Here is a 25,112-nt window from a genome sequence, read left to right as displayed (position 1 = left end):
TCCCATCCGATTCGGCACCGGCTCCGAATCAGACTCCGAAACCGTTTCCGCACGACCCGATAGGCAGCAGATGACACCGAGCCGCATTCTTCTCACCGGTGCGACCGGATTCCTCGGTCAGGCGGTCCTCCAGGCTCTGCTCGAGAGCCGACCGGAGGACACCGTCACCGTTCTCGTGCGTCCCCGGGGGACGCAGACGGGACGTGACCGGGTGGAGAGGCTCCTGACCAGACCAGTGTTCGCCGCCTGGATCGCCCGGGCCGGTGAGGACGCCGTCGCCGCGGCGGTGCGGTCGCGAGTCGAGGTCCTCGAAGGTGATCTCTCCGCGCTGCCGCCGCTGCCGGAGTCCGTGGGCACCGTCATCCACTCCGCCTCGAGCGTGTCGTTCGATGCCCCCATCGACGAGGCCTTCGAGACGAACGTCGGCGGGGTCGAGAACCTCTACCGGGCGCTGCTCGAGACCGGCCAGGACCCGCACGTCATCCACGTCTCCACCGCCTACGTCGGCGGGATCTCGAAGGGCGTGGCCCTCGAACGCCGGCTGACCCACACCGTCGATCACCGCGCCGAGCACACGGCCGCGAAGCTCGCGCGCGAGCGCGTCGAAGCCGAATCGCGGACCCCGGAGAACCTCCGTGCCTTCCTCCGCAGCGCCCGGGCGCAGAGTTCGCGGATGGGCCCGAAGGCCGTCGCCGCAGCCGCCGAGGCCGCTCGGCAGAAGCACGTCGAGGACCGCCTCGTCGACTTCGGACGCACCCGCGCCGAATCGCTGGGCTGGACGGATGTCTACACGCTGACCAAGGCGATGGCCGAACGCGTCGCCGAGGAGGAATGGGCCGAGACCGGCCACCGCGTCTCCTTCGTCCGCCCGTCGATCATCGAATCCGCGCTGCGGCACCCGCGGCCGGGATGGATCGACGGCTTCAAGGTCGCCGATCCGCTCATCATGGCCTACGCGAACGGCAGCCTCTCCGAGTTCCCCGGCCACGCGGACACCGTGCTCGACATCATTCCCGTCGACTTCGTCGTCAACGTCATCCTCGCCCTCGTCGACCGTGATCGTCCGGTGAGGGGCGAACCCACCACCGCCGAGGCGGGGGCGGAGTACTTCCATGTCGTGTCCGGGACGAGCAATCCGCTCCCGTTCCACCACATGGTGAGCACCGTGCGCGAGTACTTCCTCGACCGACCGCTGCCCGATCCCGACGGCCAGCCCACAGAAGTGCCGGAGTGGAGCTTCCCGAACTCCGAGCTCATCGAACAGCGGATCCGACTCAAGGAGCTGAGCACACGGGCGGGTCGCAGCATCGTCGACCGGCTGCCCTCCTCGCGCCGCACCCGGCAGTGGGCCGCGCGGCTGGGCCGCATCGACTCGGGGCTGCGGTCGCTGCGGCAGTTCGCCGACCTCTACCGTGCGTACACGAAGACGGAGATGGTCTTCGACGACGCCGCGACCCGGGCCCTGCAGGCGCAGCTGCCGCCTGGGCATCCGCGTCGCTTCGACGTCACCGAGATCGACTGGGAGCGGTACTTCAAGGACATCCACCTGCCGGCCGTGACGGAGCTGACCCGCAGCTACGCCCGGAAGCGCAGCCGCACCTCCGCCCGGCAGACCGGTCCCTCGCCGATCGCTCCGGCCCCGGATGCGCTCGCCGTCTTCGACCTCGACGGCACGGTGATCTCGACGAACATCGTCCGGCAGTACGCGTCCGTGGTCCGCGCGACCCAGCCGCCCCACCGCTGGCCGGCCGCCCTGGCCGGCATCGCCGGGATCGTCCCGGGCCTGCTGCGGGCCGAATCCCGTGACCGGTCGGAGCTCATCCGCATGGTCAATCGCCGGTACAGGGGGTACCGCATCGAGCAGCTGCGCGAGGTCATCGCGGGCGGGCTCGGTGAGCGCATCCGCAGCTCGATCCGCCCGCAGGCGCGCACTCTCATCGACGAACACCGCGCGGCCGGACACCGCACGGTCCTCGTCACCGGCGCCCTCGAAGTCCTCGTCGAACCGCTTGCCGACCTCTTCGACGAGGTGGTCGCCACCCGCATGGACGTCACGGACTCGGGAGTCCTCTCCGGCTACCTCGCAACACCGCCGCTCGTCGACGAGGCCCGCGCGAACTGGCTGCGCAAGTATGCGAGCGGGATCGGCGCGGACCTGGGGAAGTCGACCGGCTACGGGGATTCGCTGGCCGATGCGGCGTGGCTCGAACTCGTCGGCGAACCGATCGCCGTCACCCCTGACCTCGGCCTCTACGGACTCGCCCTGAAGCGGCGATGGAAGGTGCTCGAATGGTGATGCGCGAGATACGCAGGGCGACCGATGTCGAGCATCCGCCGGGGCATGTCGACGGGCGGCTGTTCTCCGCCGCCGACCATCCGACGGTGCTCGTCACCGACTTCGACGTCCCGGGCTACCTCGCGCAGGCCAGAGGGCGGATCGTCGTCGATGCCGCGAGCCTCGACCTGTCCGCTGAGACGGCCCGTGACCTCGGGTTCCTCTGGCGGCTGGAGAACTCCGCCCTCGCGGAGACCCGGGCGATGCTCGCCTCGTGGACGGCGAACGAAGCGCGCATCACCGCGTTCGTCACCGCGTGGGGCTACGAACGCTACTGGCTGGCCCGGGCGCTGCGCGATCTCCTCGACTCCAGTGGACTCGACCGATCCGCTCCCCGGGTGCGGTCCCTGTCGACGAGGCTGCGCGGGGTCTGGGTCGAACGTGGCCTGCCGATCGTCGCGCCGGTGCTCGGGGGTGCCGTGAAGGAGCCCATCACCGCAGGTCACATGGCCCGGCTGGCGCTCCAGGAAGGGGCGCTGCAGGTCGCCGAGCGGGCACTGCTGCCCCGGCTGACCGGGGAGGCGTCCCGCGTCCTCACCGAGGTGGTCGACCGGCGCGATGAGATCGTCCGGTTCTTCCGCACCGAGGCGGCGGCCCGCATCACCCGATCGCGGCGCGAAGCCGTTCTCGCCCGCGCCCACCTCGGGTGGCCGTGGGCACCGCTGCGGGTCGTCGGCGTGCCCGATCCCGAGGAGACGGCCGCTCTCGCGAGTCTCTTCTCAGACGGGGCCGACCGGCGGGCGCTGACAGCCTCCGACGCCGAGATCGGCGGTCTGCTGCCCGGGGACCCGCAGCCCTCGGTGGTCCAAGTGCGGGCGGCGCTGCGCGCGCGACGCCGGGTCACGGGGCACATGCGGCGCCGGGCGCGCGCACGGCGCCGAGGCGGCAGCAGTGGAGTTCTGCGCGGGCTGGGGTCCGCGGTACGAGTGGGGAGTGGGAATGGCGTTTGACTTCGACGGCTATGCCGAGACGTCTGAGGCGGTGAGATGGTCCGACCTCGATTTCGACCTCTTCGACGATATGCCCCTCGATGCGGACACGCTGCGCTCGGTGCGGTACATGTGCGACGTCGAATACCACACGACGTGCTTCGTCCGGGAGCTGCTCGTCACCCCTTCCCATCGCGAAGACGCCCCGGCGGCGTTCATGACGATGTGGAACCGGGAGGAGTTCTGGCACGGTGAGGCGCTCGCCGCGGTGCTTCAGAAGCACGGCATCCACGTCGACTACGACGAGATCAAGGCCAAGCGCGCGGGCCTGGGCTGGAAGCTCGCGCTCGGACCGGCCAAGCAGTCGCTGGTGGCGAACATGGTCGGCTCCGACTTCATCGCCGTGCACATGGCCTGGGGTGCGGCCAACGAGCTCTCGGCCACGGCAGGGTACCGGCGGATGGCGGCGATGCAGGACCACCCCGTGCTCTCACCGCTGCTCGAGCGGATCGCGAAGCAGGAGACGCGCCACGTCGCCTTCTACTCGACCCAGGCCAGAGAGCGCCTCGAGGACAACCCGCGGGCGCAGAAGATCGTGCAGCTCGCGCTGGGCAAGCTGTGGAAGCCGGTGGGCTCGGGCATGATGGACGACGCCGAGGTCAAGCATGTGATGTCCTACCTCTTCCGCGGCCAGAGCGACGAGGTCGACAAGCTCGACAAGCGCGTGCAGAAGCTGCCCGGCCTCGGTGAGCTGACGATCTTCCGCAATGCCTTCGCCCGACTCGGCATCGACTGAGGGAACGGACTCCACGGAACCGGGCCCCACCTCGGCGAACGACTGCTCTTCCCCAGCGGGATCGCCGTCCGTCCGCGGGGGACGGCTGCTCACAGCAGCTTCGTCGGGTCTCCGGGGGCTCCGGCGTCAGGGTGGGCGGTGGTGCCCCGAGGCCCTTCGTCAGCCGGTCGACGAGGGGTTCGTTGATGTGGGCGGAGAAGAACGCGATGAGCGGGCCGACGAAGAACGCGGTCATGATCGTGCCCACGCCCACCGGCCCGGAGACGAGGAGGGCGCCGACGAGGACGATGAGGTCCTGGGGGACGCGCACACGCTGGTACTTCCACCCGGTGCGGTCGACGATGATCGGCGCGATCGCATCGTAGGGGGCGGTGCCGACGCCCGCGGAGATGTACCCGCTGGCCCCGAACGCGAAGACGAGGATGCCGATCGCGAAGAACAGGGCGGCCATCGCATGGTTGCCGGGAGCGACGGCCAGCGGTGCGAGCAGGCCCGCGAACACTTGGATGAAGAACCCGGTGAGCGTCATGTTGATGAGCGTGCCGACGCCGATGTAGCTGCGGGCGAAGATGAGCACGGGGATGAAGAGGATCGCGTTGCTCAGCAGCTGATACGCCCCCAGGCTCCACCCGATCGTCTCGCTGATGCCGATGTTGAGCGCGGTGTAGGGGTCGACGCCGACGCCGCCGGTCTCGAGGATCGCCGCCCCGAGGCCGATGAGGATGACGCCGACGAGCGCGTAGAGGGCCCGGATGGCGCGGCAGCGCAGCGACCAGTCCTTCTGGGACGGGGATGTCGCCGAGGTGTTCATGGTGGTGCTCCAAAGGTGCGGTTGAGGGGTCGGCTGGGGTGGGTGACCCGTTGGCTTCGGGGGATGCGGGGCGCCCGGGCCTGTGCCGGGCGCCCGGGATGGGGCCGGGTGCCCGACGCTCAGGCCTGGAGGTCGATGACGACCTTGATGTCCCCGCGCTCGTGGTCGAAGGCCTCGAGCGCCCTGGTCAGCGGCACGGTGCGGGTGATGAGCGAGGACAGCCACTGTCCGTCGGCGGCCGCGAGCGCCTCGGCGGCCTGCTGCCAGTGGCGGACGTTCGCGTTGACGGACCCGACGATCGCGACGTTGTCGAGGACGATCTGCTTGCCGATCGTCGCGAGGTCGAGGCCGGTGGGATCCTGCGGATCGTGCATGCCGAGCAGGCAGACGACCTGGTAGGGGATGACTGATTCGAGGATGTCGGCCAGCGTTCCCGAATCTCCGGTGGTGTCGAGGACGATGTCGGGGCGCACCTCGGCGAGGACCTGCGGCAGGTCGCCGACGTGGAAATGCCCGCCGAGGTCGGTGACGAGCTTCTCCTTGTTCGCCTTCTGCGAGGAGTTGACGACGTGGACCTCGAGTCCGCGCTGCCCACCGAGGAGGGCGGCAAGCAGGCCGATCGTGCCGCCGCCGACGATGACGACGGATTGCGGGTCGAAGAAGGCGCGCCCACCGACCTTGAACACCTCGTCCCAGGCCTTCGCGACGACCGAGGTCGGTTCCATGAGGACACCGGTCTGTCCCAGCGCGGGATCGAGCTTGATCGCGAAGTCCTGCTTGACGACCCACTGCTCGGAGCCGAAGCCGTTGAGCTCCTTGATGCCGCGTTCGGTGTATTCGCCGTTGCGGCACATGTCGAACTCGCCGTGGGCGCATGCCGGACACGGCACCGGATCGGGACGTCGGACGACCCCGGCGATGAGGTCGCCGACGGCGAAACCCGACCCTTCCGGGGCCGCCTCGACCCGGCCGAGGGACTCGTGGCCGATGACGAGTAGGTCCTCACCGGGAGGGGCCCAGCCGTAGAGTCCGCCGTTGAGTTCGCGGTCCGTGCCGCACACCCCGATGGCGAGGCCGGTGACGAGGAGTTCGTCGTCGGCAGGTTCGGGGACCGGCACCTCGGTGACGGCGAGAGAGTCCTTCGTGCCCGGTTCGATGGTCAGTGCTCTCATCATGGTCCTTTCGGTGGGGATGGCGCTGGGGTGCTGAGCGTGGTGGGTCCTAACCGGCGAACGGGGTCACCGGCACTCCCGTGACTCCGGGTTCGGCTGCGAAGACAGCTCCGGCCTCGGGTTGGGCGCCGGGGGTGAGGTCTTCCTGACTCGTCGTGATGAAGAGGGTGCGCAGGTCAGGACCCCCGAAGGTGCAGGCAGTGACATTGGTGACGGGCAGGTCGACGACCTCGAGAAGGGTTCCGGCCACGTCACGGCATTCGACGCGGGAGCCGCCGTAGATCGCGGTCCACACATTGTCCTCGGCGTCGAGGCACAGGCCGTCGGGACCGCCGGCCGGGTCATCGGGGTCGAGGGTGAAGAGCCGGCGCGGTTGCGACAGCCCAGCGTCCTCACTCCAGTCGAGGACCCAAGTGCTGCGTGTCGGGGTGTCGTTGTAGTAGGCGCGGTCGCCCGATCTCGACCAGGCGATGCCGTTGGAGATCGTGACGTCGTCGAACACGGTCGACACGGCGCCGTCGCCGCTGATCTGGAAGAGCGTCGCCCCGTTCTCGCGCTGGTCGTAGCGCATCGTGCCGGCGAGGAACCGACCGGCCGGGTCGCAGCCGCCCTCGTTGAGGCGGATGTCGGGATCGGTGAGCAGTTCGACGAGGGGAGTCCACTCACCGCCTGCCGGGTCGTCGGAGACGCTGAGCCCGTGCTCGGTGAGGACGGCGATGCCGCCTCCTCGGCGCGGGCGCAGGCATGCGGCGACGGGCCCGGGGACGTCGAGGGCCGCGACCATGTCGGGCGTGACCGGGGTGGGGGCCGCCTCGGTGGAGGCGTCACGGGAGCCGGCGGCGAACGCGTCGGGGCCGACGGTGAACGCGTCGGGGTCGACGGTGAGGATCCGGCCGGCGAGCATGTCGACATAGCGCAGCGTATGCGCGACGGGTGAGCCGTCGTCGGGCCACCACACGGGACCTTCGGCGTGGAAGGCGAGCGGAGGGACGAAGAGTTCTGCGCGCATCGGGCCTGCCTCGGGTAGCGGGAGCCAAGTGCGGTCGCGCCGGGCGGTCACGGCCGTGGTGACCACGCTATTGCCGCCGCTCACCTCAGTCAACGCCCCTTGCGCTGAACTCGGCTCAGAACGAGGGTCGTTCGAGTCGGCAGTGCGCCCTGCCTCGGCGCAGGCGGTGAACGATCGAGTCCGCCCCACGCGGTAGAGTTCGATCCGGAGGCGTCTGGCGTCCTGGTGGGCCCCCCGGTCTTCAAAACCGGTGAGACCGAGCATCTCGGTCTGGCGGGTTCGATTCCCGTCCGCCTCCGCCACATGCTCGGCCGACATGGATGCCTGCCGGTACGGATGTTTGTCGGCATGGGTGCTTGCCGGCATGGGCGTCCGTGTCGGCGCACTCGCTCGCCGGCACAGACGTCCAGCGGCACAGACGTCCCGGGACACACAGGAGGAGGCAGCCATGGTCGACACCGATCCGCGCCGGTCCATTCCGCGCACCGACTATCTCCTCGCCCTTCCCGAGGTCGCCGACGCCCGCGACCGCCTCGGCGAGGCGACGATCCGTGCCCTCATCGCCGACGCCCAGTCCCGCGCACGCAGAGGGGAGATCCCCGTCGCCGAGGTGACCCCCACCGTCATCGCGGCCGTGACCGACCGGCAGGCCTCCTCCCTGACCCCGGTGCTCAACGCCACGGGCATCATCGTCCACACAAACCTTGGTCGCGCACCGCTCTCACCTGCGGCGGTCGACGCGGTCGTCGCGGCGGCCGGGTATGTCGACGTCGAGATGGACCTCGAGTCCGGGAAGCGGAGCAAGCGCGGTATCGGCGCGAAGGAGGCGCTCCTGCGGGCCTGCCCCGCCGCCGAGGATGCGCTCATTGTGGGCAACGGTGCGGCAGCGCTGCTGCTCGCGGTCACCGCACTGCGGGGAAGTGGGGGCGGCGGCTCGCCGGGTGTCCCCGGCGGCGGAACGGCAAGTGCCGGCGGCAGTGCTGGCGATTCGTCGTCGGCGACTCCCACCGAGGTCGTCATCAGCCGTGGCGAACTCGTCGAGATCGGGGCGGGCTTCCGGCTGCCCGATCTCATGGTCACCACCGGCGCTGTCCTCCGCGAGGTCGGCACGACGAACCGCACCCACCTCGACGACTATGCCGCGGCGATCGGTCCGGCGACCGCGAGCCTGGTCAAGGTCCACACGAGCAACTTCCGCGTCGAGGGCTTCACCGCCGCGGTCGATCTCGCCGAACTCCGCGCGCTCGCCGACGAACACGAGCTTCCGCTCATCGCCGACCTCGGCAGCGGACTTCTCACCCCGGACCCGGCCCTCCCGTACGAACCCGACATCGACACGGCCCTGCGCTCCGGGGCCGATGTCGTCATCGTCTCCGGCGACAAACTCCTCGGTGGACCGCAGGCCGGGCTCATCCTCGGCCGGGCCGAGGCCGTGCAGCGGATCGCGCGGCACCCGCTCGCTCGGGCGATGCGCACCGACAAACTCACGCTCGCCGCGCTCGAGGCGACGATCACCTGTGCCTCGAATCCCGTCCACGACTCCCTCCACATCGACCCTGCTCACCTGCGGGAACGCACCGATGCCCTCGCCGAGGCGGTCGGCGGAACGGTCGTGGCCCACGACGGTCGCGTCGGCGGCGGAGGTGCCCCCGGCGTGCCGTTGCCCGGGTGGGCGCTCGAACTGCCCGCAGAGTTCGCGGCACCCCTGCGCCTCGGCGATCCGGCAGTCGTCGGCCGCGTCCACCAGGGCGTGTGCCTCATCGATCTCCGCTGCGTGCCGGAGTCGTCCGATACGGCCATTGCGGAGGCGATCCGGGCCGCCGCTGACCGCCTCGGCGGGGGCGATCGGCAACCCGGCGCCGGACGACCCGATGCCGCACCCACCGAAGTTGCACGCACCGACGCCGGACCCACCGACGCGTCCGCGGGGTCGGACGACAACCTCGGCGAAAGCGCCTGATGTACGTCGTCGCGACGGCCGGGCACGTCGATCATGGGAAGTCGACCCTGGTCAGAGCCCTGACCGGGATGGAACCGGATCGGTGGGAGGAGGAGCGGAAGCGCGGGCTGACGATCGATCTCGGGTTCGCGTGGACGACCCTGCCGTCGGGGCGGGAACTCGCGTTCGTCGACGTTCCCGGGCACGAGCGGTTCCTTGCCAACATGCTCGCGGGTGTCGGGCCGGCGCCGATCGTGTGCTTCGTCATCGCCGCGGACAAGGGGTGGCAGGCGCAGTCGAGCGATCACCGGGACGCGATCACGGCCCTCGGGATCGACCGCGGACTCGTCGTCATCACCCGCGCCGACCTCGCCCCCGACACCCTCGCTGAGACGGAAGCCCAGGTGAGAGCCGAGCTGCAGGGCACACCGCTCGCCGAGGCGCCGATCGTCACGGTCTCCGCGACCACCGGTGAGGGGATGGACGACCTCGTCGCGACCCTCGACGCCGTCACCGCCGCAGCTCCCGCCCCGGACGCCGACGCGCGCGTGCGGCTGTGGATCGACCGCGCGTTCTCGATCACCGGCGCGGGCACCGTCGTCACCGGCACACTCACCGCGGGAACCCTCAGGGTCGGCGACCGGGTGGGCATCGTCGGGGACTCCGTCGACGTCGTCACCGGGATCCGCGGGATGCAGAGCCGGGAGTCCTCCGCCGCGGAGGTCACCCCGACCGCACGTGTGGCCGTCAACCTCCGCGAGGTCTCCGCCGATGACATCCACCGAGGTGACGCGCTCATCACCCCGGATGCGTGGCCGCTCGTCGACACGATCGACGTCCGCCGGACGATGGGGGAGGGACTCGACGACGGCGTCCATGAGCTCATGCTCCACATCGGCACGGCCGCCGTGCCCGTGCGCCTGCGGCCCTTCGACGCCGAGCACGCCCGGCTGACCCTCGAGCGCTCGCTGCCGCTGCAGATCGGCGACCGGATCGTGCTGCGCAATCCCGGCAGCCGCAACGTCTTCGCCGGGGTCGTCGTCCTCGACCTCGATCCGCCGGAACTGCGTCGCCGCGGCGATGGTGCCAGGCGGGCTCAGTCGTTGGCTGCGCGTCCGGTGACCGGGGATGTCCTCGCCGAGGTGGCCAGGCGTGGAGCCGTCGAGCGCGCGGTTCTCGACCGGTTCGGTCTGACGGTGTCGGGTGAGCTGCCTACCGGGGTTTCGACGCTGGGCGGGTGGTTCGTGCATGAGCCGGCGCTCGCAGCGTGGGTGAGCGTGGCTCAGGACACCGTGGCGAAGCAGCTGGCCGCGCAGCCGATGGCCGCAGGTGTGCCGATCAAAGCCGTGGTCGAGGCTCTGCGGCGGACGGATCCGCCGCTGCCGGGCGGGCGCGGTCGTGGCAGTTCAGGATCGGGCAGTTCCGCGCGATCGAGTGGCTCTGTGCGATCGAGTGGCCAGTCGGCCGGTGCCGACACTGCGCGGCTGGCCACGGGTGGGGCGGCTCGGGATTCCGGTTCCCCGAGCAGCGGAACCGGCATCGGCGCGCTCGTCGCCGAGGTGATCCGTCGTGCCGGTCTCGAGACCGCTGACGGCGTCGTCCGCCCGCCCGGTCACACGGCCGATCTCGGTCCCGCGGAGGCGGGTGTCGCCGAGGTCGAACGGCGTCTGGGTGCCGACCCGTTCGATGCCCCCGAGGCCGACGACCTCCGGGCATTGCGCCTGGGAGCGCGGGAGCTCGCGGTCGCCGAGAAGGCGGGACGGGTGCTGCGCCTCGGCGACGGTGTCGTCGTCTCACCGCGGACCCCGGCCCAGGCGATGCGGCTGCTCGCCGGCCTCGACCAGCCGTTCACGACGAGCCAGGCCAGGCAGGCGCTGGGGACGACGCGGCGCGTCGTCATCCCTCTGCTCGAGCACCTCGACTCGCGTGGGTGGACGAGGCGCCTCGACGGCTCGCACCGCGAAGTCGTGCGGTAGGCCGTCCCGAGCACGGAAGTCGGGGGTTGCTGCGAGTCGGCCGCCGATGAGTCGCCGGCGACGAGGTGGGCGCCGCGGTGCGGAGCGTGCCACCGACCGCGAACACGATGTCCCCACGCAACGGACAAGTGTGCGGCTCTGGGACATCCACCGCGCGGTTCTCATCCGTATGCGGTGTTTGCATCCATACCAGGCGGATGAGAACCGCGCGGTGGCCGACCTTTCGGCATCGGACCGCCGACGCTAGAATGTAGTGACAGTAGGTACAAGACGTGGAGGCTGCGATGACGACGATGTCGAGTCGGGAATTCAACCGCGACGTCTCGGCCGCGAAGCGCGCAGCGAAGGATGGGCCGGTGATCATCACCGACCACGGGCGACGTTCGCACGTGCTGCTCACGGCCGATGACTATGACGAGCTGGTCGCGGCAGATGAGCTCATGGGGGAACGACTCGTCATCGAAGGCGACGACGTCGACCTTGACCTGCCGGCGCGCTCAGGTTCGTCTTTGCGGGTCCCGACGCTGTGAAGTACCTCCTCGACACGAACATCATCAGCGATGCGCGCCGGAAGGGACCCTCACCGGTGACGGATTGGCTGAGCGCACAGCGGATCCGCGATCTCGCGATCAGCGCGATCACCCTGCTCGAGATCGATGTCGGGGTCCGACTGAAGGAGCGCAAAGACCCGCAGGCCGGTGCTGTGCTGCGCCACTGGTTCGACCACCAGGTGCGGGAGTCCTTCGCCGGACGAGTGCTCTCGATCGATGAGGCGGTCGCATTGCGGGCGTCGCAGCTTCACGTCCCCGATCCGATGCCTGACATGGACAGTCTCATCGCGGCCACGGCGCTCGAGCATTCGCTCACGCTCGTCACGAGGAACACTGCTGACTTCGAGCGCACCGGTGCGACGCTGCTCAACCCGTGGGACGGCTGACCGACTGACCCTCGCAAGGACTGAGCACCCCGCGCCTCTCACCCTGCGAGCGCCCCGCCCGCCAACCGTCGGACCACCTCGGTGAGGTGGTGGAGGCCGGAGAGCAGGTCCTCGTCCTTCGTGAACTCCTCCAGGTTGTGCGAGACCCCGCCGACGCTCGGCACGAAGAGCATGACCGTGGGCACCGTGTCCTTCATGTTCGTCGAGTCGTGGCCGGCCACCGTCATCACCGTCGCCGAGGTGAGCCCGAGGTCATCGGCGACCGCCCGGGCCAGCGCGACGCCGTCCTCGGCGTAGGGGTTCTGATCCCAGCTGTGCTCGGCGGTGATCTCGATGTCGACCCCGACCTCCTCGGAGACCTCGGCGACCGTGGCCATGAGGGAGGCATGGGCGGAGGCGATCACCTCGGCGCTGGGGGAGCGGAGATCGAGAAGGAGTTCGACCTCGCTCGCGACGACGACCGGCGAATTCGGGTAGACGTTGAGTTCACCGCACGCGGTGTGCAGCGCTCCGGGCTCGAACTCGTCGACGAGGTCACGGGCCGCGACGACGAGCCTCGCCGCCCCGAGCAGCGCATCGCGACGGTCGGCCATGAGCGTCGACCCGCTGTGCGCCTGCGCGCCGTGGACGCGGAACTCGAACTTGTGCGCGGCCCACGTCGCATTGACCAGGCCGATCGTCACGCCCTCCTCCTCCATGCTCCGGCCCTGCTGGACGTGGATCTCGGCGTACGAGGCGATCTCCGGGGCAGTGAAGTCACCGCGCTCACCGAGGGCGTCGAGCGCCTCGGCGACGGTGACGCCGTGCGGGTCGGTCGTCGCGAGTGCTGCCTCGAGGTCGGCCTTGCCGGTGAAGACGTTGCTGCCCATCATCGAGGGCTTGAATCGCGAGCCCTCCTCGTTGAACCAGTTGACGACGGCGAGGTTGAACCTCGCCTGCGAGGGGTCGGCGCGCAGCTCATCGGCGATCGTGAAGCACGCGTGCGCGCTCGCCATCACCCCGTACGCCCCGTCGAAGCGCCCCGCCGTCGGCTGCGAATCCATGTGCGAGCCGGTGAGGACGTACGGCGCCCCGGGCACGAGTTCGAGGAGGCCGAACTGATTGCCGATCGCATCCCGGTGCACGGTGAAGCCATGATCCTCGAGGAGCCGGGCGAACCATTTCCGCTGCTCGCCGTCGGCGATGCTCGCCGCCTGTCTGTCGACTCCGTTCGTGCCCTCGACCGCGCCGAAGCGGGAGTGGACGGCCCAGTCGGCGAGGAAGTCGGCCTCGCGCTCGGACTGAGAGTCGGCGTCGTGTTCGGTTCGGGAGGAGGCGTCGGCGTCGGTCAGCGCGGAGGCGTCGCTGGTGGACTGGGAGGAGACATCGGCGATCGCTGAGGTGGCGCTTCCCCCGTCATTCGCAGAGGTGGGGGCTGCGGAGCCGTTCGCCGGGGCGGGGGTGTCTGCTCGCGGCGTGGGGACGCCGGTCCGGGAAGCGGGAGTCTCGGTCATCGTGGGTCCTTTCGGAGTCTGCGGGAGTCTGGGTGATGGGGAATCGGTGGGGAGTGTCGTGCGCCGCGGTTGCGGTGTCGCAGGTGGGTCGGAGGTGAAAGTCAGTGGGTGGGGTGGAGCCGGCTCAGGAAGCGGCTGCTGGGGGTCGCCCCGCAGCGGTCGGCTGCTGTCGAATCAGCCGCGCAGCGCCGGGATCAGCCGGTCTCGTCGGGTGCCGGCGGCATGGTCTCGGGGTCGATGAGGACGTGGATGAGTGCGGGACCATCGGCGGCGAGTGCGCGGTCGAGAGCGGCGGCGAAGTCCTCCGTCCGCTCGACGCGTTCGCCGTGGCCGACGACCGTCCCACCGCCGGCGACGACCGGCTCACCGCCGGCGACGACTGGCCCACCACCGGCGACGACTGGCCCACCACCGGCGACGACTGGCCCACCACCGGGGATGGTGCTCGTTGCGCGTCCGACGCCATCGTCCGGAGCCGCGCTGCGCCGCGGCCCGGAGAACGACGACATCCACGTCGCGAAGTCCGGATTGACCATCCGCGTCCCCGACGGCCGCCCGGGATAGTGGTTGATCTGATGCTGGACGATCGTCCCGTACACGCCGTTGTCGACGACGATCACCAGGGGCGTCGCACCGTGGGCGAACGCCGTCGCGAGTTCCTGCCCATTCATGAGGAAGTCCCCGTCACCGCAGATCGCGACCGCCCGACGCTCCGGGAAGGCCAGCGACGCGGCGACCGCGGCGGGCACCGCGAGACCCATCGCCCCGTTGCGCGCCCCGACGAGGCTCGCAGGAGTCTCGTGCCGGACGAATCGGTGGCCCCAGATCGTCGCGTTGCCGGCCCCGTACGTGAGGATCGCCTCCCCGCCGAGGCGGTCGTCGAGGATCCCGAACGCCACCCCGAGATCGACGCCGGGTCGAGTCTCGCCGACAGCCGCCTCGGCGACAGAGGAGTCCACGCCGGCGTCGGCTCGGGACTCGGCACGGGAGCCAGCCGCCGCCTCGGCGAGGGGACTCACCGAGGCATCGGCGCGGTGCGCGGCGAACCGGGTCTGCGCGTCCGCGCGCCCCGCCATCCACGCATCGGTGCGTGATCCGCGCAGGTCAGAGGCGTCGAGGGCGGCGAACGCGCGGGCGAAGGTCCGCGGGGAGGCCAATATCTGCTGGTCGATGCGCCCGGCGTGCTGGGAGGCCTCAGGGTCGAGGGAGACGAGCACGGTCTCGGCGTCGAAGCCCTTCGAATATCCGTCGCTGAGGACATCGGAGCGGGAGGCGCCGACGAAGACGAGGAGATCCGCATCGGCGAACCCGGTCGCCACCGCATCCGCCCGACCGTACCCGAGCCAGTCCGCCCACGCGGGACCCGTGTGCGGCACAGCGTCGTAGGCACGCCAATCGGCGAACACGGGGATCCCCGCCGAGGCGGCCGCCGCGAGCAGCGCGCGACCCTCCCCACCGTGCCAGCCGTCCCCGCCGACGACGAGTGCAGGACGCTCGGCAGCAGCGAACCGCGAGGTCAGGGCCTCAAGATCGGTCTCCGAGGGCTCCGGTTCGGCGATCGGGGCCGGGGCCGGGGGCACCGCCTCGGTGAGGCGGACGAGGACATCCTCGGGGAGACCGACGACGACGGGGCCGGGACGACCCGAGGCCGCGATGCGCAGCGCCTCGGCGGTGAGCTCTCCCGCACGATCCTCGTCGTCGATGACGATGACTCGCTTCGCGGTCGAGGAGAACCATTCGGGGAGGCTGAACTCCTGGAAGGATTCGCGCGCACGATCTGCGGTGGGGACGAGCCCGACGAAGAGGACGAGTGCGGTCGCATCCTGCCACGCGGTGTGGATCGCGATCATCGCGTTCGCCGCGCCCGGCCCGCGGGTGACCATGACGATGCCGGGAGTGCCCGTCAGCCGTCCCTCGGCGAGTGCCATGAAGCCGGCGCCGCCCTCCTGCCGGCACACGATCGTCTCGATCGGAGAGTCATAGAGTCCGTCGAGGACGTCGAGGTAGCTCTCGCCTGGGACCGCGTAGACGCGGTCGACGCCGGCGTTCTCGAGGGTCCTGACGATCGCGTGACCAGCGGACATCGACATGGGTGGGGGTCCTTTCATGGGGTGGGCTCGGCGGCTCAGTGCTTGAAGCCGGGGAGGTCGACGCTCAGCCGCGGCGCGATCGCTCCGGCGAACGCCGTGAACAGGGAGAGGAAGACGAGCATCGCCGCCGCCGGCCACCAGTGGTCGTTCGCCGAGGCGACGAACCCGGTCGCGAGCAGCGGGATGAAACCCGAGAGCATGCCCGCGGCGTTCTGCGCCATCCCCACCCCCGTGTACCGGGTGGTCGCGGGGAAGAGGCCGGTGAGCACGGTGCCCGAGGCCGCGTACGGCAGGGAGAGCGCACCGACGGCGACGGTCATCGCGATGACGATGAGCACCGGCTGACCGGAGGAGAACATGAGGAACGCGGGCACCGCGATGACCGCCGAGGCGATGCCTCCCCAGAGGATGACCTTGCTCGCGCCGTACTTCGCCCCAAGGGCGCCGCCCCAGATGAGGATGAAGATCTCGACGGCGGCGGCGACCATGCTGCCGAGCAGGAGGAGCGAATCGTCGTAGCCGAGGATGTTGACCCCGTAGTACACGCAGAACGCGGTGACGAGGTAGAAGCCGCCGACGCCGAGGAGGGCGGCGGCCATGCCGACGATGATCTGCTTCCAGCTGTTCTTCAGCGTCGTCGAGATCGGGCTCTTCTCGACCTCGCCGGACTCCTCGAGCTGACGGAAGACCGGGGACTCCTCGAGACGGCTGCGGATGTAGACGGCGACGAGGAGGAGCGGGATGGCGATGAGGAACGGGATCCTCCAGCCCCACGAGTTGAAGCTCTCCTGCGAGAGCAGCAGCGTCATGACGAAGAACCCGCCCGAGGACAGGATCGTGCCGATGGGCGAACCGATCTGCGGGATCGCGGCGTAGCGGGCGCGCAGGTGCAGCGGGGCATTCTCGACGACGAGCGTCATCGCCCCCGACCATTCGCCGCCGACGAAGAGACCCTGTGCGATGCGCAGGAGGACGAGGAGGACGGGGGCGGCGAAGCCGATCGCCGCATAGGTCGGCAGCATGCCGATGAGGCCGGTGACGACGCCGATGCCGACGATCGTGATCATGAGCACCCGACGGCGCCCGATCCTGTCGCCCATCCGGCCGAAGATGATGCCGCCGATGGGGCGTGCGGCCAGGCCCACGCCGAAGGTCGCGAACGAGGCGAGTGCGGCGGCGGTGGCGTTCTCCGAGGTGAAGTACTGGACGTTGAAGATCAGCGCGGCCGCGGCGCTGAAGAGGAAGAAGTCGTACCATTCGAGGGCGGTGCCGATGAGTGCGCCGACGGCGACCTTGTTCGCGTCCTTGACGCTGAGTTCCTGGGTGGCGTCGTATTCGATCGCCGAGGTGCTGGGATTGCTGCTCATGCTTGATCTCCGTCGATAGCGGGGCCGGGGTCGGTCCTGTGGTCCTCGCTCCTGCGCAGCGGCACGTGGGTCCGGGTGCGATGACCGTGTGACTCACGACATTACCGAGTGAGATCGCTCGGTTTCCACGGGGAAATGCCGCAGTTATCCGGGTCCGCATTGTGCATCTGCACATACACTGAGGTGATGGGCAGTGAGAAGTACCCAGGAGGAAATGCGCGGAGGGTCAACCATCGGCGGCACCATCCGCGTCGCCTCCATGACCGGCCTCTGCCCGGTGACGAGGCACGATGGTTCGAACTCCTCGACGCCCTCGACCTCGACGCCCTCACCGAGTCATTCATGTCCCGGGTCGTCACCGTCTCCGGCTACGACCCCGCGCCGATCCCGGTCTCCGAGCTGCGGCGCACGGGCCGCCGGTCCTTCAGCACCCTCATCGACGGCCTCCGCGCCGGCGGTTTCGACGGGGCGGTGCCTGTCTCGACCGAGGTGGGGGTGTCCCGAGCGCGGGCCGGGATTCCCCTCGAAGCGCTCATGACGGCGATCCGCCACGACTTCACGGTGCTGTGGGAGGCGCTCACCCGGGTCGCGACCGAGGACGACGCCGAACTCGTCATCCGGCACACCGGCGATGTGCTCAGCACCGTCGACGAGTACGTCCTCCAGGTCCAGCAGGCCTACACCGCGGAGCAGGCACGGATGCGCGCCGAGGAGTCCTCGGTCCGCCAGGGCGTCATCGCGGGACTGTTCCAGGACGTCAACCCGACGGAGGAGCGGTTGGCGACGATCGCCTCGGCGCTGGGCATTGCCGTCACGGACCCGCTCATCGTCGCTGCCGCCGGGGCCGAGGACACCCCGGCCCTGCGGGTCATCGTCTCCGCGCACGAGCGGGCGGGCGGGACGATGTTCACCCACCACCTCGGCGACGTCCTCATCGCCTTCACCAGGACCTCGACCGGGACGCGGTCCGAGGGGTCGGCGGGCGCGAAGTCCTCCGAGTCGGAGGACGTGCGGTTCGCGGGGCTGTCCGGGGCACGGGCGAGTGGGATCGAATCACAGCTAGCCGAGGCGCGGGTGGGCCTCGTCGTCGCCGCCGGGATCGGGGCGCTGCGGAGGTCGGCGCTCACGGCCCGCGACCTCGCGCAGGTCTTCGACACCGGCGAGACGCGGGCGATGACCTGGGGCCGAGGGTGGGCGCGCTTGGCGGCGCGGGCGCTCAACGCGACGGGCAAATCGGTCGTCTCCGACGTCGATGAGGCGCTCGAGCGGTGCGGGACGGCCGAGCGGGAGCGCCTCGTCGAGGCCGTGCGGGCGTATCTGCGGTCCGGGAGCATCGGGCTCACGGCCGCCGAGCTCTACTGCCACCGGAACACCGTGGCCAACCGACTGCGCCGTTTCGCCGAGGTGACCGGCGTCGATCCGACGATCCCCGCCGAGGCGGCCCGCCTCGTCGTCGCATGGGCGTAACCGGGGCTCGTCCGCCCCCGACGCCTACCCAAACTTCACCCGACGTCCCAGATTCGACCCGGCGCCGCATGACATTTGCGACGTCGGGTGAAGCGAGCGGGGTCTGTAGACTCAGCGGGCTCTGTTGCTGGTGGGCGGCTCGGGGCATACTTGAGTCACTGCGACCGGCGACGAGGCCGGTCGAACGGGAACACCCGTCCACTCCCTGAGGAGAGAAGCAATGGCGATCAGTCCCCACGTCTTCTTCAGCGGCGGCCGGTGCGCTGCGGCGTTCGAACGGTACCGTGACATCTTCGGCGGCGAACTGTCGATCATGCTGAGCAAGGACGCCCCACCCGAGGCGCGGATGCCGGGCGCACCCGAGGATTCGGTCATGCATGCGGTGCTCAACCTCGGCGATTCGCTCATCATGGGAGCCGACGACCCCACGGGCACCGGCGATGCGATGTCCGGGGTCGCGCTCAACTTCACCGCTCCCGATCCGGACGCGGCGAAGCGGGTCTTCGACATCCTCGCCGAGGGCGGTGAGGTGCAGATGCCGTTCGCGCCGACGTTCTGGTCGGCGGGGTTCGGGGCGTGCGTCGACCAGTTCGGGGTGCCGTGGATGATCGACACAGCCCAGGGGGCCGGTCCGCAGTGATGCGGGGGTTCGCAGTGATGCGGTGTCTGCAGTGACGCAGGGCTGCCGTGACGTGGGGGCTTGGCGGTTTCGCTGTTCGGCGCGGAGATGGGCCTGTGCCTCAGGCGGGGGTTCGTCGGGTCAGTCCCTGGTAGCTCTGGCCGTGCGGCCCGGTGAGCGCGGTCGCGACGCCGTCGACGGTGAGCACGAACCGTCCGCCGGCGCTCTCGATGCCGAAGCCGCGCAGCTGTTCGCCGAGATCCGGCAGCACGCGCTCGCCCTCGTTGCTCACCCAGATGACGTCGTCGCGTGAGCGCATGAGCGATGTGAATTTGTCGCGTCCCGGTGCGTCGACGTACGCGAGGACCGCACTGTGGAAGAGAACGATCTGGGCACCGGCGGGCGCTTTCGCGATGAGGGAGTCGACCGCCTCGGTGAGGTCACCGGCGACGAGTCGCGGCGGGTCAGCGGCGGCGATCGCGGCAGCGGCGTCGAGGCGGGCCCGGCGCGCGTCGTGCTCGGGCCAGATGAGGGACCGCAGCCATGCGCGCTCCTCAGGGTCGGTGACATCGAGCGGATTGAGGTCGATGCCGGCCCGCCAGACCACCTCGGGGAGCCTCGTTGGGGGCTGCGCGGCGGTGAGCCCGCACTCGAGGACGACCGTGCTCGGTCCGTCCTCCGGATCGAGGCGGACGACACCCTCGGCGGTCCGATACTCGTAGCTGTAGCGGTCCGGATAGAGGCACAGCCCCGCCGAGGCGCCCACCTCGATGAGCGCGATCGGCCCGTTCACCTGCGACAGGACCGGCAGAAGGACAGCACAGCGACCGGCTTCGTTCGTCTGCGTCGACCGTTCGAGCATGAGCGATCGCACCGCATCCCAGTGCGCGAGCAGCCACGCGCGCAGTTGGGCGAAATCGGGTTCCCCGGCGCCGAGGTGTCGGGCAGCGGCGAAGAGAAGGTTGGCCTGCCGTTTGGGTTGGGGGAGTGAGAGGAGGAGGTCGATGATCTCGTCATCGTCGGCCGTTCCCGCCGCCCATTCGGCAAACAGCGGTGAAGTGTCGGCCGCTTCGACCTCGGCGAAGTGCCGGTAGTACCGGCGCAGCGTCTCGGATTCGAGCTCGGTCATCGGTTCCATGCTCACCTGTCCGTCGGTGGGGGTGCGGGTGTAGGGGCCCCGCTGGCGCGAGGGTGCCTGCCGGTGCACTGGCTGCCTCAGGCAGGTCTTCTGTCGTGAGGTGCGGAACAGCCGAGTTCATCGAGTCCGCCTCCGGCATCGTCGAATCTGTGTCACTGTCATCGTAGGTCGAGGTCTGATTTCAGTGGTGAGGAGGGTGTCGGAACGTTCCGCGGACCGCTCGAGGTGAGGTGGTGACCGTCGAGGCGTGGCCGGTGGACCGTCAGAGCCACTTCTGTGGACGATCGCGATCGGCCAAGCGCGCAGGCGGATCCGCTGCTCCGCGCGGGTGTCAGGGCGCATCCGTGATGCGCGGGCGCGGATTCACGCAACGTCTTCCCAGTTCAGGGCGGTGAATGCAGGTCTCTGCGTCCGCTTTTGTAACAAGTATGATTGATATGAGAATCGAAGAGTATCGAAATGCGCCTTCACAGTAGAACAAAAACCAAACAAATGGGTTGACAAATCCGAATCAGGTGTATAATGGGAGGATCAACACAGACGTTGATGATTGGACCTGGAGGCTATGACTCTCACCCCGGACCGCAACTCCGAGAAGCCGGAGGAACGCGCAGGACGTGCTTCGGCTGCGCGGAGGAATGCGTCCGGTGCGGATCGCTCCCGGAACGACTTCCGCTCCGCGGGTGACGGGACAGCGAGTGTCGGATCCGGGCGCGGCGACGCAGGATCAGCTGACGACGAACGCCTCGCCGAGGTCATCTCTCTGCGTGATCAGCTCGCGGCTGCCGGATTCGATCTCTCCGGTCACCCTCTCGCCGATGAATTCGGCGCCAGGGACGCCGTCGACATGTCTGAGCCGCCACCGGCCGACGAACCGGCCTCCGACTACTTCGACTCCATCGATGATCCGGATATCAGCACACCGTCGTTTGCCGTCGACCAGGCGCCGCATTCTCCAAGCTCAGAGCTCCGCGATCAGGGATCCGAGGGACGGGACGCAGCTGGCGATGACGCAGCCCCGGCCTGGGTGAGCCGGCACCCGCTGCTCACCGACGCAGGCTGGTCGGATCTCTCAGCTTTCGCCCCCGAGATCACCGACAGCATCACCACCCTGATGGAATTCAGCAACGGACTGAGGTCCTTCGAGAAGCCGATGGGTCCCGACGAGGCCCTGCTCCTCGTCGACGGAGTCGAAGCGCTCTCACGGATCACGGAATACCTCTCGACGCTGGCTCTCTCCGTCTACGAACGCGTAGGCACTCCGACGGACAGCGGTGCCAAGAGCACGAAGGCTCTCATCCAGCACCGGCTCAATCTCACCCCGACCGAAGCCAACAGGCGGACCGAATTGGCGAAGAACCTCGGCGGGAGGGTCAGCGAATCCGGGCAGCGGCTCGCCCCTCTGTGCCCCGAGGTCGCCGACGGCCTGCACAGCGGGTCGCTGTCGGCGGGACAGGCGAAGGCCATCGATGACTGCATGCGCGACCTGCCCGACTGGGTGAGTCCGGAGAAGCGCGCCGAGGTGGAGAAACAGCTGGTCGACTACGCACCACAGGTGCGGGTCCGGGATCTGCGCGGCATCTTCGACCATATGCTCGGCTACCTCGATCCCGATGGGAAGCGACCCCGCGAAGAGACTCCGCGGGCCGACTACTCTGTGACGATCCGGCCCAAGGCCAACGGCGACTGGGTGCTGGGCGGACTGCTCGACCCGGTCTCAGGAGCGGCACTCAACGGGCTGCTGACATCCCGCATCCAATCCGCTGATCAGGTTGGTTCGACACCGTCGACGGCAGGATCTGCCGATGCGGGACAAAGTGCGGGTTCGATCGGGTCCGACTCACCTAGTGCGGCGGACACGAGTCTGTTCTCCGGCGATATGGGGCTCTCCGGCGATGCGTTGTTCTCCGATGCTGGGATGTCCGGTGCGGCGGAGCACGCCGGTCAGGAGTCGCTGTTCGACGTCGTCGACGCGGTGCTTCGCGGCGACCGCTACGACGCCCCGCTGCCGATCGTCGATGACGGAGCGGCCAGCGCCGCAATCGGTGGAGTCGGCCGCGGGGTAGGCACTGACGGCGGCGGCGCGGACCGAACTGGCAGCGGCCGCGCGGTCGGCACTGGCAGCGGCGGCGACAAAGGCCCCACCGGCTCCCCAGTCGGCGTCGGAGTGCGCGAAGACGGCACCTCGGTCGACCTCACCGATGAACGGCCAACGGCCAGGGCGCTGATCTACGAACGATTCGCCACTCTCGTCTCTCGGATCAGCATGGAACAGGCGGGGACCGGCTCCCCGTACGCGCTCGTCGTCACCGCGACGGCGGACGACCTTGCGAACGGCACCGGCGAAGGCACGACCGGAGTCGAGACCCCGATCCCGATCGACGAACTGAGAGCGAACGGCCTCAACGGGGCCGTGTTCTTCCACCTCATGAGCGAGAAGGCGACAACGGTCCAGGTGGCAACCGAGAAGCGGTTCGCTGACAAGAAGCAGGTCGCGATCATCACCGCCAGAGACAAGGGGTGCACGTTCCCGGGGTGCGACGCCCCGCCGGGATGGTGCGAGGCCAATCATGTGGTGCCGTGGGCTCGGGGCGGGCGCACCGACATCAACAATCTGGCTCTGGTGTGCAGCTACCATCACCACCTGCTCGACCGGTCCGACTGGGAGATGAGAATGCTCGCCGACGGGCGACCGTCATGGATACCCCCTGCGGCGGTGGACCCTGCGAGGCGGCCGATCCTCCATCCGCGCTACATCACCGCCGAGATCATCGCGTCGCTCTTCGATGACCGCCCTGACATGGTGAGAGATGATCGCTCTGGCGGGACTGGTCAGGATCATCAGCGGGGCACGGGGTGAAGGCACAGCCCTGCCCGGACGACGGTAAGCGACCCAACACTCTCTCGGACGACGCCTGCGTGAGGCCGTCTGCGTGACGTCATCCGGGTGACGCCGTCTGCGTGACCCCGTCTGCGTGACGTCATCCGTGTGAAGAGATCCGTGTGGTGTCGTCGACAGCGAGATCCCGCAGGGCGGAGATCGCATCGGCGATGAGCGCCTGCTGCGGATGCCCCGGGTCGCTGATCGCGTGGATGTATCGCGTCGGAGCGGGTTCCGCCAGTGGCACGATTCGCACTCCCGGCGGCAGCGGATCGATGCCGAGCCGCGGAAGGACCGTTATCCCGAGGCCGCGACTGACCATGTGCAGTGCCGTCGGGAAGGAATGCGCCTCATGCTTGAAGTGGATCTGCACGCCGGCTCGCGCACATGCGTCGAAGAGGATCGTTCGGCAGGGGCCGTCACCGATGTCATTGTCGATCCACTGCATCCCCTCGAGCTCGGCGAGCGAGATCGATGCGCGCGACGCGATCGGGTGATCATCGGGAACAGCCACGACATACGGGTCTTCGACGAGGAAGCTGCTGTCGACCTCGACCGGGAAGCGCAGTTCCCGCCTATCCGAGATGACAACCTGGATATCGGAGCTCAGTTCCCTCCATGGTCCTTCAGCGAGATTGAGCTGAACGGCGGTGTGCGGGTACCGGTTCTCCAGGTAGGCGACGAGCTCCGGCAGCCATCTCGTGCCCGCCGACGCGAAGTATCCGATCGACAACCGATCCACCCGGCTCTCCTGGAGTTCGGAGATCCGCTGCTGCAGCCGACTCGACGACTCGAGAACGGCATCGATCTCGCCGAGGATCGAAGCACCTGTTTCGGTCAGGCACAATCCGCGTCCACGTCGGGTGAACAGAGTCAGCCCGGTTTCGCGCTCAAGCAGCTTGAGATGATGACTCACGGCTGATGGCGAGAGTCCGAGATGATGAGCGGCAGAGCGAACAGAGCCGGTCACCGCGACCGATTTGAAGGACTGCAGATGCGCGACGGTGTGCATCCCTCTACCGTACGAAGTTCATGCACAGTTGTGCAATGGTGTGCGCTTTTCCTTGACGGTGAGTGCGGCAATAATCGCAGATATGAGACGCAATACCCATCGAGAAGGCTCGCCGAAGGCAACCGAGGACGCTGTGCAGATCACGGCACCGGCAACGTCGACGAATGCGCCGACGACCAGATCGCTGCCTCTCTCCGTCCGCTTCCCCGCACTGCCATGGATCGCCGCACTGCTGACCATGGTCTTCTGGGCGTCGTCCTTCGTCGTCATCCGTGACGCAGCTGCCCACTTCAACCCCGGAGCGATGGCACTGCTGCGCTGCCTTGCCGCCGCTGCCGTGCTCTCGCTGTGGATGCTCTTCCGGCGCCCACGGTTCCCATCCTCGATACGCGCCTGGCTCATCGTCGCCCTCTGGGGAGTGGCATGGTTCGCCGCCTATGTCGTCGTCCTCAACGCCGCAGAGCATTCGATCGATGCCGGCACTGCCTCGATGATCGTCAACATCGCCCCTCTCATCATCGCGGTCTTCGCCGGCCTCGTCCTCCGCGAAGGGCTGCCCTGGCGCCTCCTGCTCGGCATCCTCATCTCCCTCGGCGGCATCGGGCTGATCACAGCCGCGAGCTTCACGGGCGTCATCACCATCGGCGGCCTGGTCCTCAGCCTCGTCGCCGCCGTGCTCTACGCGGCATGTGTGCTGCTCCAGAAGCACTTCCTCTCGCGCGAGGACTCCGTGACCGTGACGTGGCTCGGCATCCTCGCCGGCACGGTGGCGTGTCTCGTCTTCACTCCGAGCCTCATCGCCGAGGTGGCCGCCGCGCCCATCGGCATCACCCTCCAGGTCGTCTACCTCGGCGTCGTGCCCACGGCGATCGCGTTCAATCTCTGGGGATTCGCCATCCGCGTCCTCCCGGCAGGCCTGCTCAGCTCCTCAAGCCTTCTCGTCCCGGCAATCGTCGTTCTTCTCTCATGGATCATCCTCGCCGAGGTGCCGCCGCCGCTGGCAGCGGCGGGCGGAGTCCTCTGCCTCGTCGGGGCCGCATGTGCGATCGGACCGCAGATCGTGGGCTCGCTGAGAGCATCCGCCAAGCGCTCGGACTGACCGAAGCACGCACCGAGGTGAACGGACAGCGGAGTGATCCGC

Annotated in this window: 18 protein-coding genes, 1 tRNA gene and 1 pseudogene; 12 read left to right on the top strand and 8 right to left on the bottom strand. The window is 69.1% G+C overall.

The genetic code is table 11. The annotated features are described in order from the left end of the window. Window positions 1-70 precede the first annotated feature (70 nt). Genes AACX88_RS02290 through AACX88_RS02280 form a run of 3 tightly spaced genes read left to right on the top strand, consistent with a single transcriptional unit; the run spans window position 71 to window position 4,060 of the window. Window positions 71-2,296: an HAD-IB family hydrolase gene (locus AACX88_RS02290; RefSeq protein WP_339391479.1), complete on the top strand. Its 2,226-nt coding sequence runs from the start codon at window positions 71-73 to the stop codon at window positions 2,294-2,296. Next, window positions 2,296-3,285, top strand: coding sequence for a hypothetical protein (locus AACX88_RS02285; RefSeq protein WP_339391478.1), 990 nt, complete (start codon window positions 2,296-2,298; stop codon window positions 3,283-3,285). Before AACX88_RS02290 ends, AACX88_RS02285 begins: the two co-directional genes overlap by 1 nt. Then, window positions 3,275-4,060, top strand: coding sequence for a ferritin-like domain-containing protein (locus AACX88_RS02280; protein WP_339391477.1), 786 nt, complete (start codon window positions 3,275-3,277; stop codon window positions 4,058-4,060). Before AACX88_RS02285 ends, AACX88_RS02280 begins: the two co-directional genes overlap by 11 nt. A 253-nt stretch (window positions 4,061-4,313) precedes the next feature. On the opposite strand, the pseudogene AACX88_RS17735 reads toward AACX88_RS02280, so the two are convergent. From AACX88_RS17735 to AACX88_RS02270, 3 genes and pseudogenes are all read right to left on the bottom strand, one after another. Beyond that, window positions 4,314-4,871 (bottom strand): annotated as a pseudogene (locus tag AACX88_RS17735) (YczE/YyaS/YitT family protein); the annotation flags it as partial. Window positions 4,872-4,990: 119 nt separating this feature from the next. Then, on the bottom strand, window positions 4,991-6,043 hold the full coding sequence (locus AACX88_RS02275; RefSeq protein ID WP_339391476.1) for a glucose 1-dehydrogenase: 1,053 nt from the start codon (window positions 6,041-6,043) through the stop codon (window positions 4,991-4,993). Window positions 6,044-6,092: 49 nt separating this feature from the next. Then, window positions 6,093-7,052 carry an SMP-30/gluconolactonase/LRE family protein gene (locus AACX88_RS02270; protein ID WP_339391475.1) on the bottom strand — a complete coding sequence of 320 codons (960 nt, stop codon included), beginning with the start codon at window positions 7,050-7,052 and terminating at the stop codon, window positions 6,093-6,095. Between the two features lie 206 nt (window positions 7,053-7,258). Here AACX88_RS02270 and AACX88_RS02265 point away from each other — a divergent pair. From AACX88_RS02265 to AACX88_RS02245, 5 genes are all read left to right on the top strand, one after another. Continuing rightward, window positions 7,259-7,354 (top strand) — tRNA-Sec (locus AACX88_RS02265). A gap of 146 nt (window positions 7,355-7,500) precedes the next feature. Beyond that, complete coding sequence (gene selA, locus AACX88_RS02260; RefSeq protein ID WP_339391474.1) at window positions 7,501-9,012, top strand: L-seryl-tRNA(Sec) selenium transferase; 1,512 nt, start codon at window positions 7,501-7,503, stop codon at window positions 9,010-9,012. Beyond that, the gene (gene selB, locus AACX88_RS02255) at window positions 9,012-10,967 is read left to right on the top strand and encodes a selenocysteine-specific translation elongation factor (protein ID WP_339391473.1); all 1,956 of its coding nucleotides are present in this window, start codon (window positions 9,012-9,014) and stop codon (window positions 10,965-10,967) included. Before selA ends, selB begins: the two co-directional genes overlap by 1 nt. A 284-nt stretch (window positions 10,968-11,251) precedes the next feature. Then, window positions 11,252-11,497: a type II toxin-antitoxin system Phd/YefM family antitoxin gene (locus AACX88_RS02250; protein ID WP_339391472.1), complete on the top strand. Its 246-nt coding sequence runs from the start codon at window positions 11,252-11,254 to the stop codon at window positions 11,495-11,497. Further along, on the top strand, window positions 11,494-11,904 hold the full coding sequence (locus AACX88_RS02245) for a type II toxin-antitoxin system VapC family toxin (protein WP_339391471.1): 411 nt from the start codon (window positions 11,494-11,496) through the stop codon (window positions 11,902-11,904). The genes AACX88_RS02250 and AACX88_RS02245 overlap by 4 nt, the downstream gene beginning before the upstream one ends. Before the next feature lie 38 nt (window positions 11,905-11,942). Here the strand turns inward: AACX88_RS02245 and AACX88_RS02240 are convergent, their stop codons facing one another. From AACX88_RS02240 to AACX88_RS02230, 3 genes are all read right to left on the bottom strand, one after another. Beyond that, window positions 11,943-13,397 (bottom strand): M20 family metallo-hydrolase, encoded by a 1,455-nt coding sequence (locus AACX88_RS02240; RefSeq protein ID WP_339391470.1) that lies wholly within the window; start codon window positions 13,395-13,397, stop codon window positions 11,943-11,945. A 194-nt stretch (window positions 13,398-13,591) separates the two neighbouring features. Further along, on the bottom strand, window positions 13,592-15,487 hold the full coding sequence (locus tag AACX88_RS02235; RefSeq protein ID WP_339391469.1) for a thiamine pyrophosphate-binding protein: 1,896 nt from the start codon (window positions 15,485-15,487) through the stop codon (window positions 13,592-13,594). Between the two features lie 35 nt (window positions 15,488-15,522). After that, entirely contained in the window at window positions 15,523-16,854 is a 1,332-nt protein-coding gene (locus AACX88_RS02230; protein ID WP_339391468.1) for an MFS transporter, read from the bottom strand. Between the two features lie 186 nt (window positions 16,855-17,040). Here AACX88_RS02230 and AACX88_RS02225 point away from each other — a divergent pair, with 186 nt between their 5' ends. Then, a complete protein-coding gene (locus AACX88_RS02225; protein ID WP_339391467.1) occupies window positions 17,041-18,321 on the top strand; it encodes a PucR family transcriptional regulator in 1,281 nt (426 codons plus the stop codon). A gap of 220 nt (window positions 18,322-18,541) precedes the next feature. Beyond that, window positions 18,542-18,961 (top strand): VOC family protein, encoded by a 420-nt coding sequence (locus AACX88_RS02220; RefSeq protein ID WP_339391466.1) that lies wholly within the window; start codon window positions 18,542-18,544, stop codon window positions 18,959-18,961. 100 nt (window positions 18,962-19,061) lie between these two features. On the opposite strand, the gene AACX88_RS02215 is transcribed toward AACX88_RS02220, so the two are convergent. After that, window positions 19,062-20,069, bottom strand: coding sequence for a DUF2332 domain-containing protein (locus AACX88_RS02215; RefSeq protein WP_339391465.1), 1,008 nt, complete (start codon window positions 20,067-20,069; stop codon window positions 19,062-19,064). A 574-nt stretch (window positions 20,070-20,643) separates the two neighbouring features. Between AACX88_RS02215 and AACX88_RS02210 the strand changes: the two genes are divergently transcribed. Next, entirely contained in the window at window positions 20,644-22,938 is a 2,295-nt protein-coding gene (locus AACX88_RS02210) for an HNH endonuclease signature motif containing protein (RefSeq protein WP_339391464.1), read from the top strand. Window positions 22,939-23,059: 121 nt separating this feature from the next. Here AACX88_RS02210 and AACX88_RS02205 read toward each other — a convergent pair whose 3' ends face one another. After that, entirely contained in the window at window positions 23,060-23,971 is a 912-nt protein-coding gene (locus AACX88_RS02205) for a LysR family transcriptional regulator (protein WP_339391463.1), read from the bottom strand. Window positions 23,972-24,053: 82 nt separating this feature from the next. Between AACX88_RS02205 and AACX88_RS02200 the strand changes: the two genes are divergently transcribed. Continuing rightward, the gene (locus tag AACX88_RS02200) at window positions 24,054-25,070 is read left to right on the top strand and encodes a DMT family transporter (RefSeq protein WP_339391462.1); all 1,017 of its coding nucleotides are present in this window, start codon (window positions 24,054-24,056) and stop codon (window positions 25,068-25,070) included. Window positions 25,071-25,112: the final 42 nt, after the last annotated feature.

This window comes from Brevibacterium metallidurans (assembly GCF_037101285.1).
GTDB classification, from domain to species: domain Bacteria; phylum Actinomycetota; class Actinomycetes; order Actinomycetales; family Brevibacteriaceae; genus Brevibacterium; species Brevibacterium metallidurans.
Note: the sequence above shows the minus strand (reverse complement) of the source record. Positions and strands in the feature narration are given on the sequence as shown.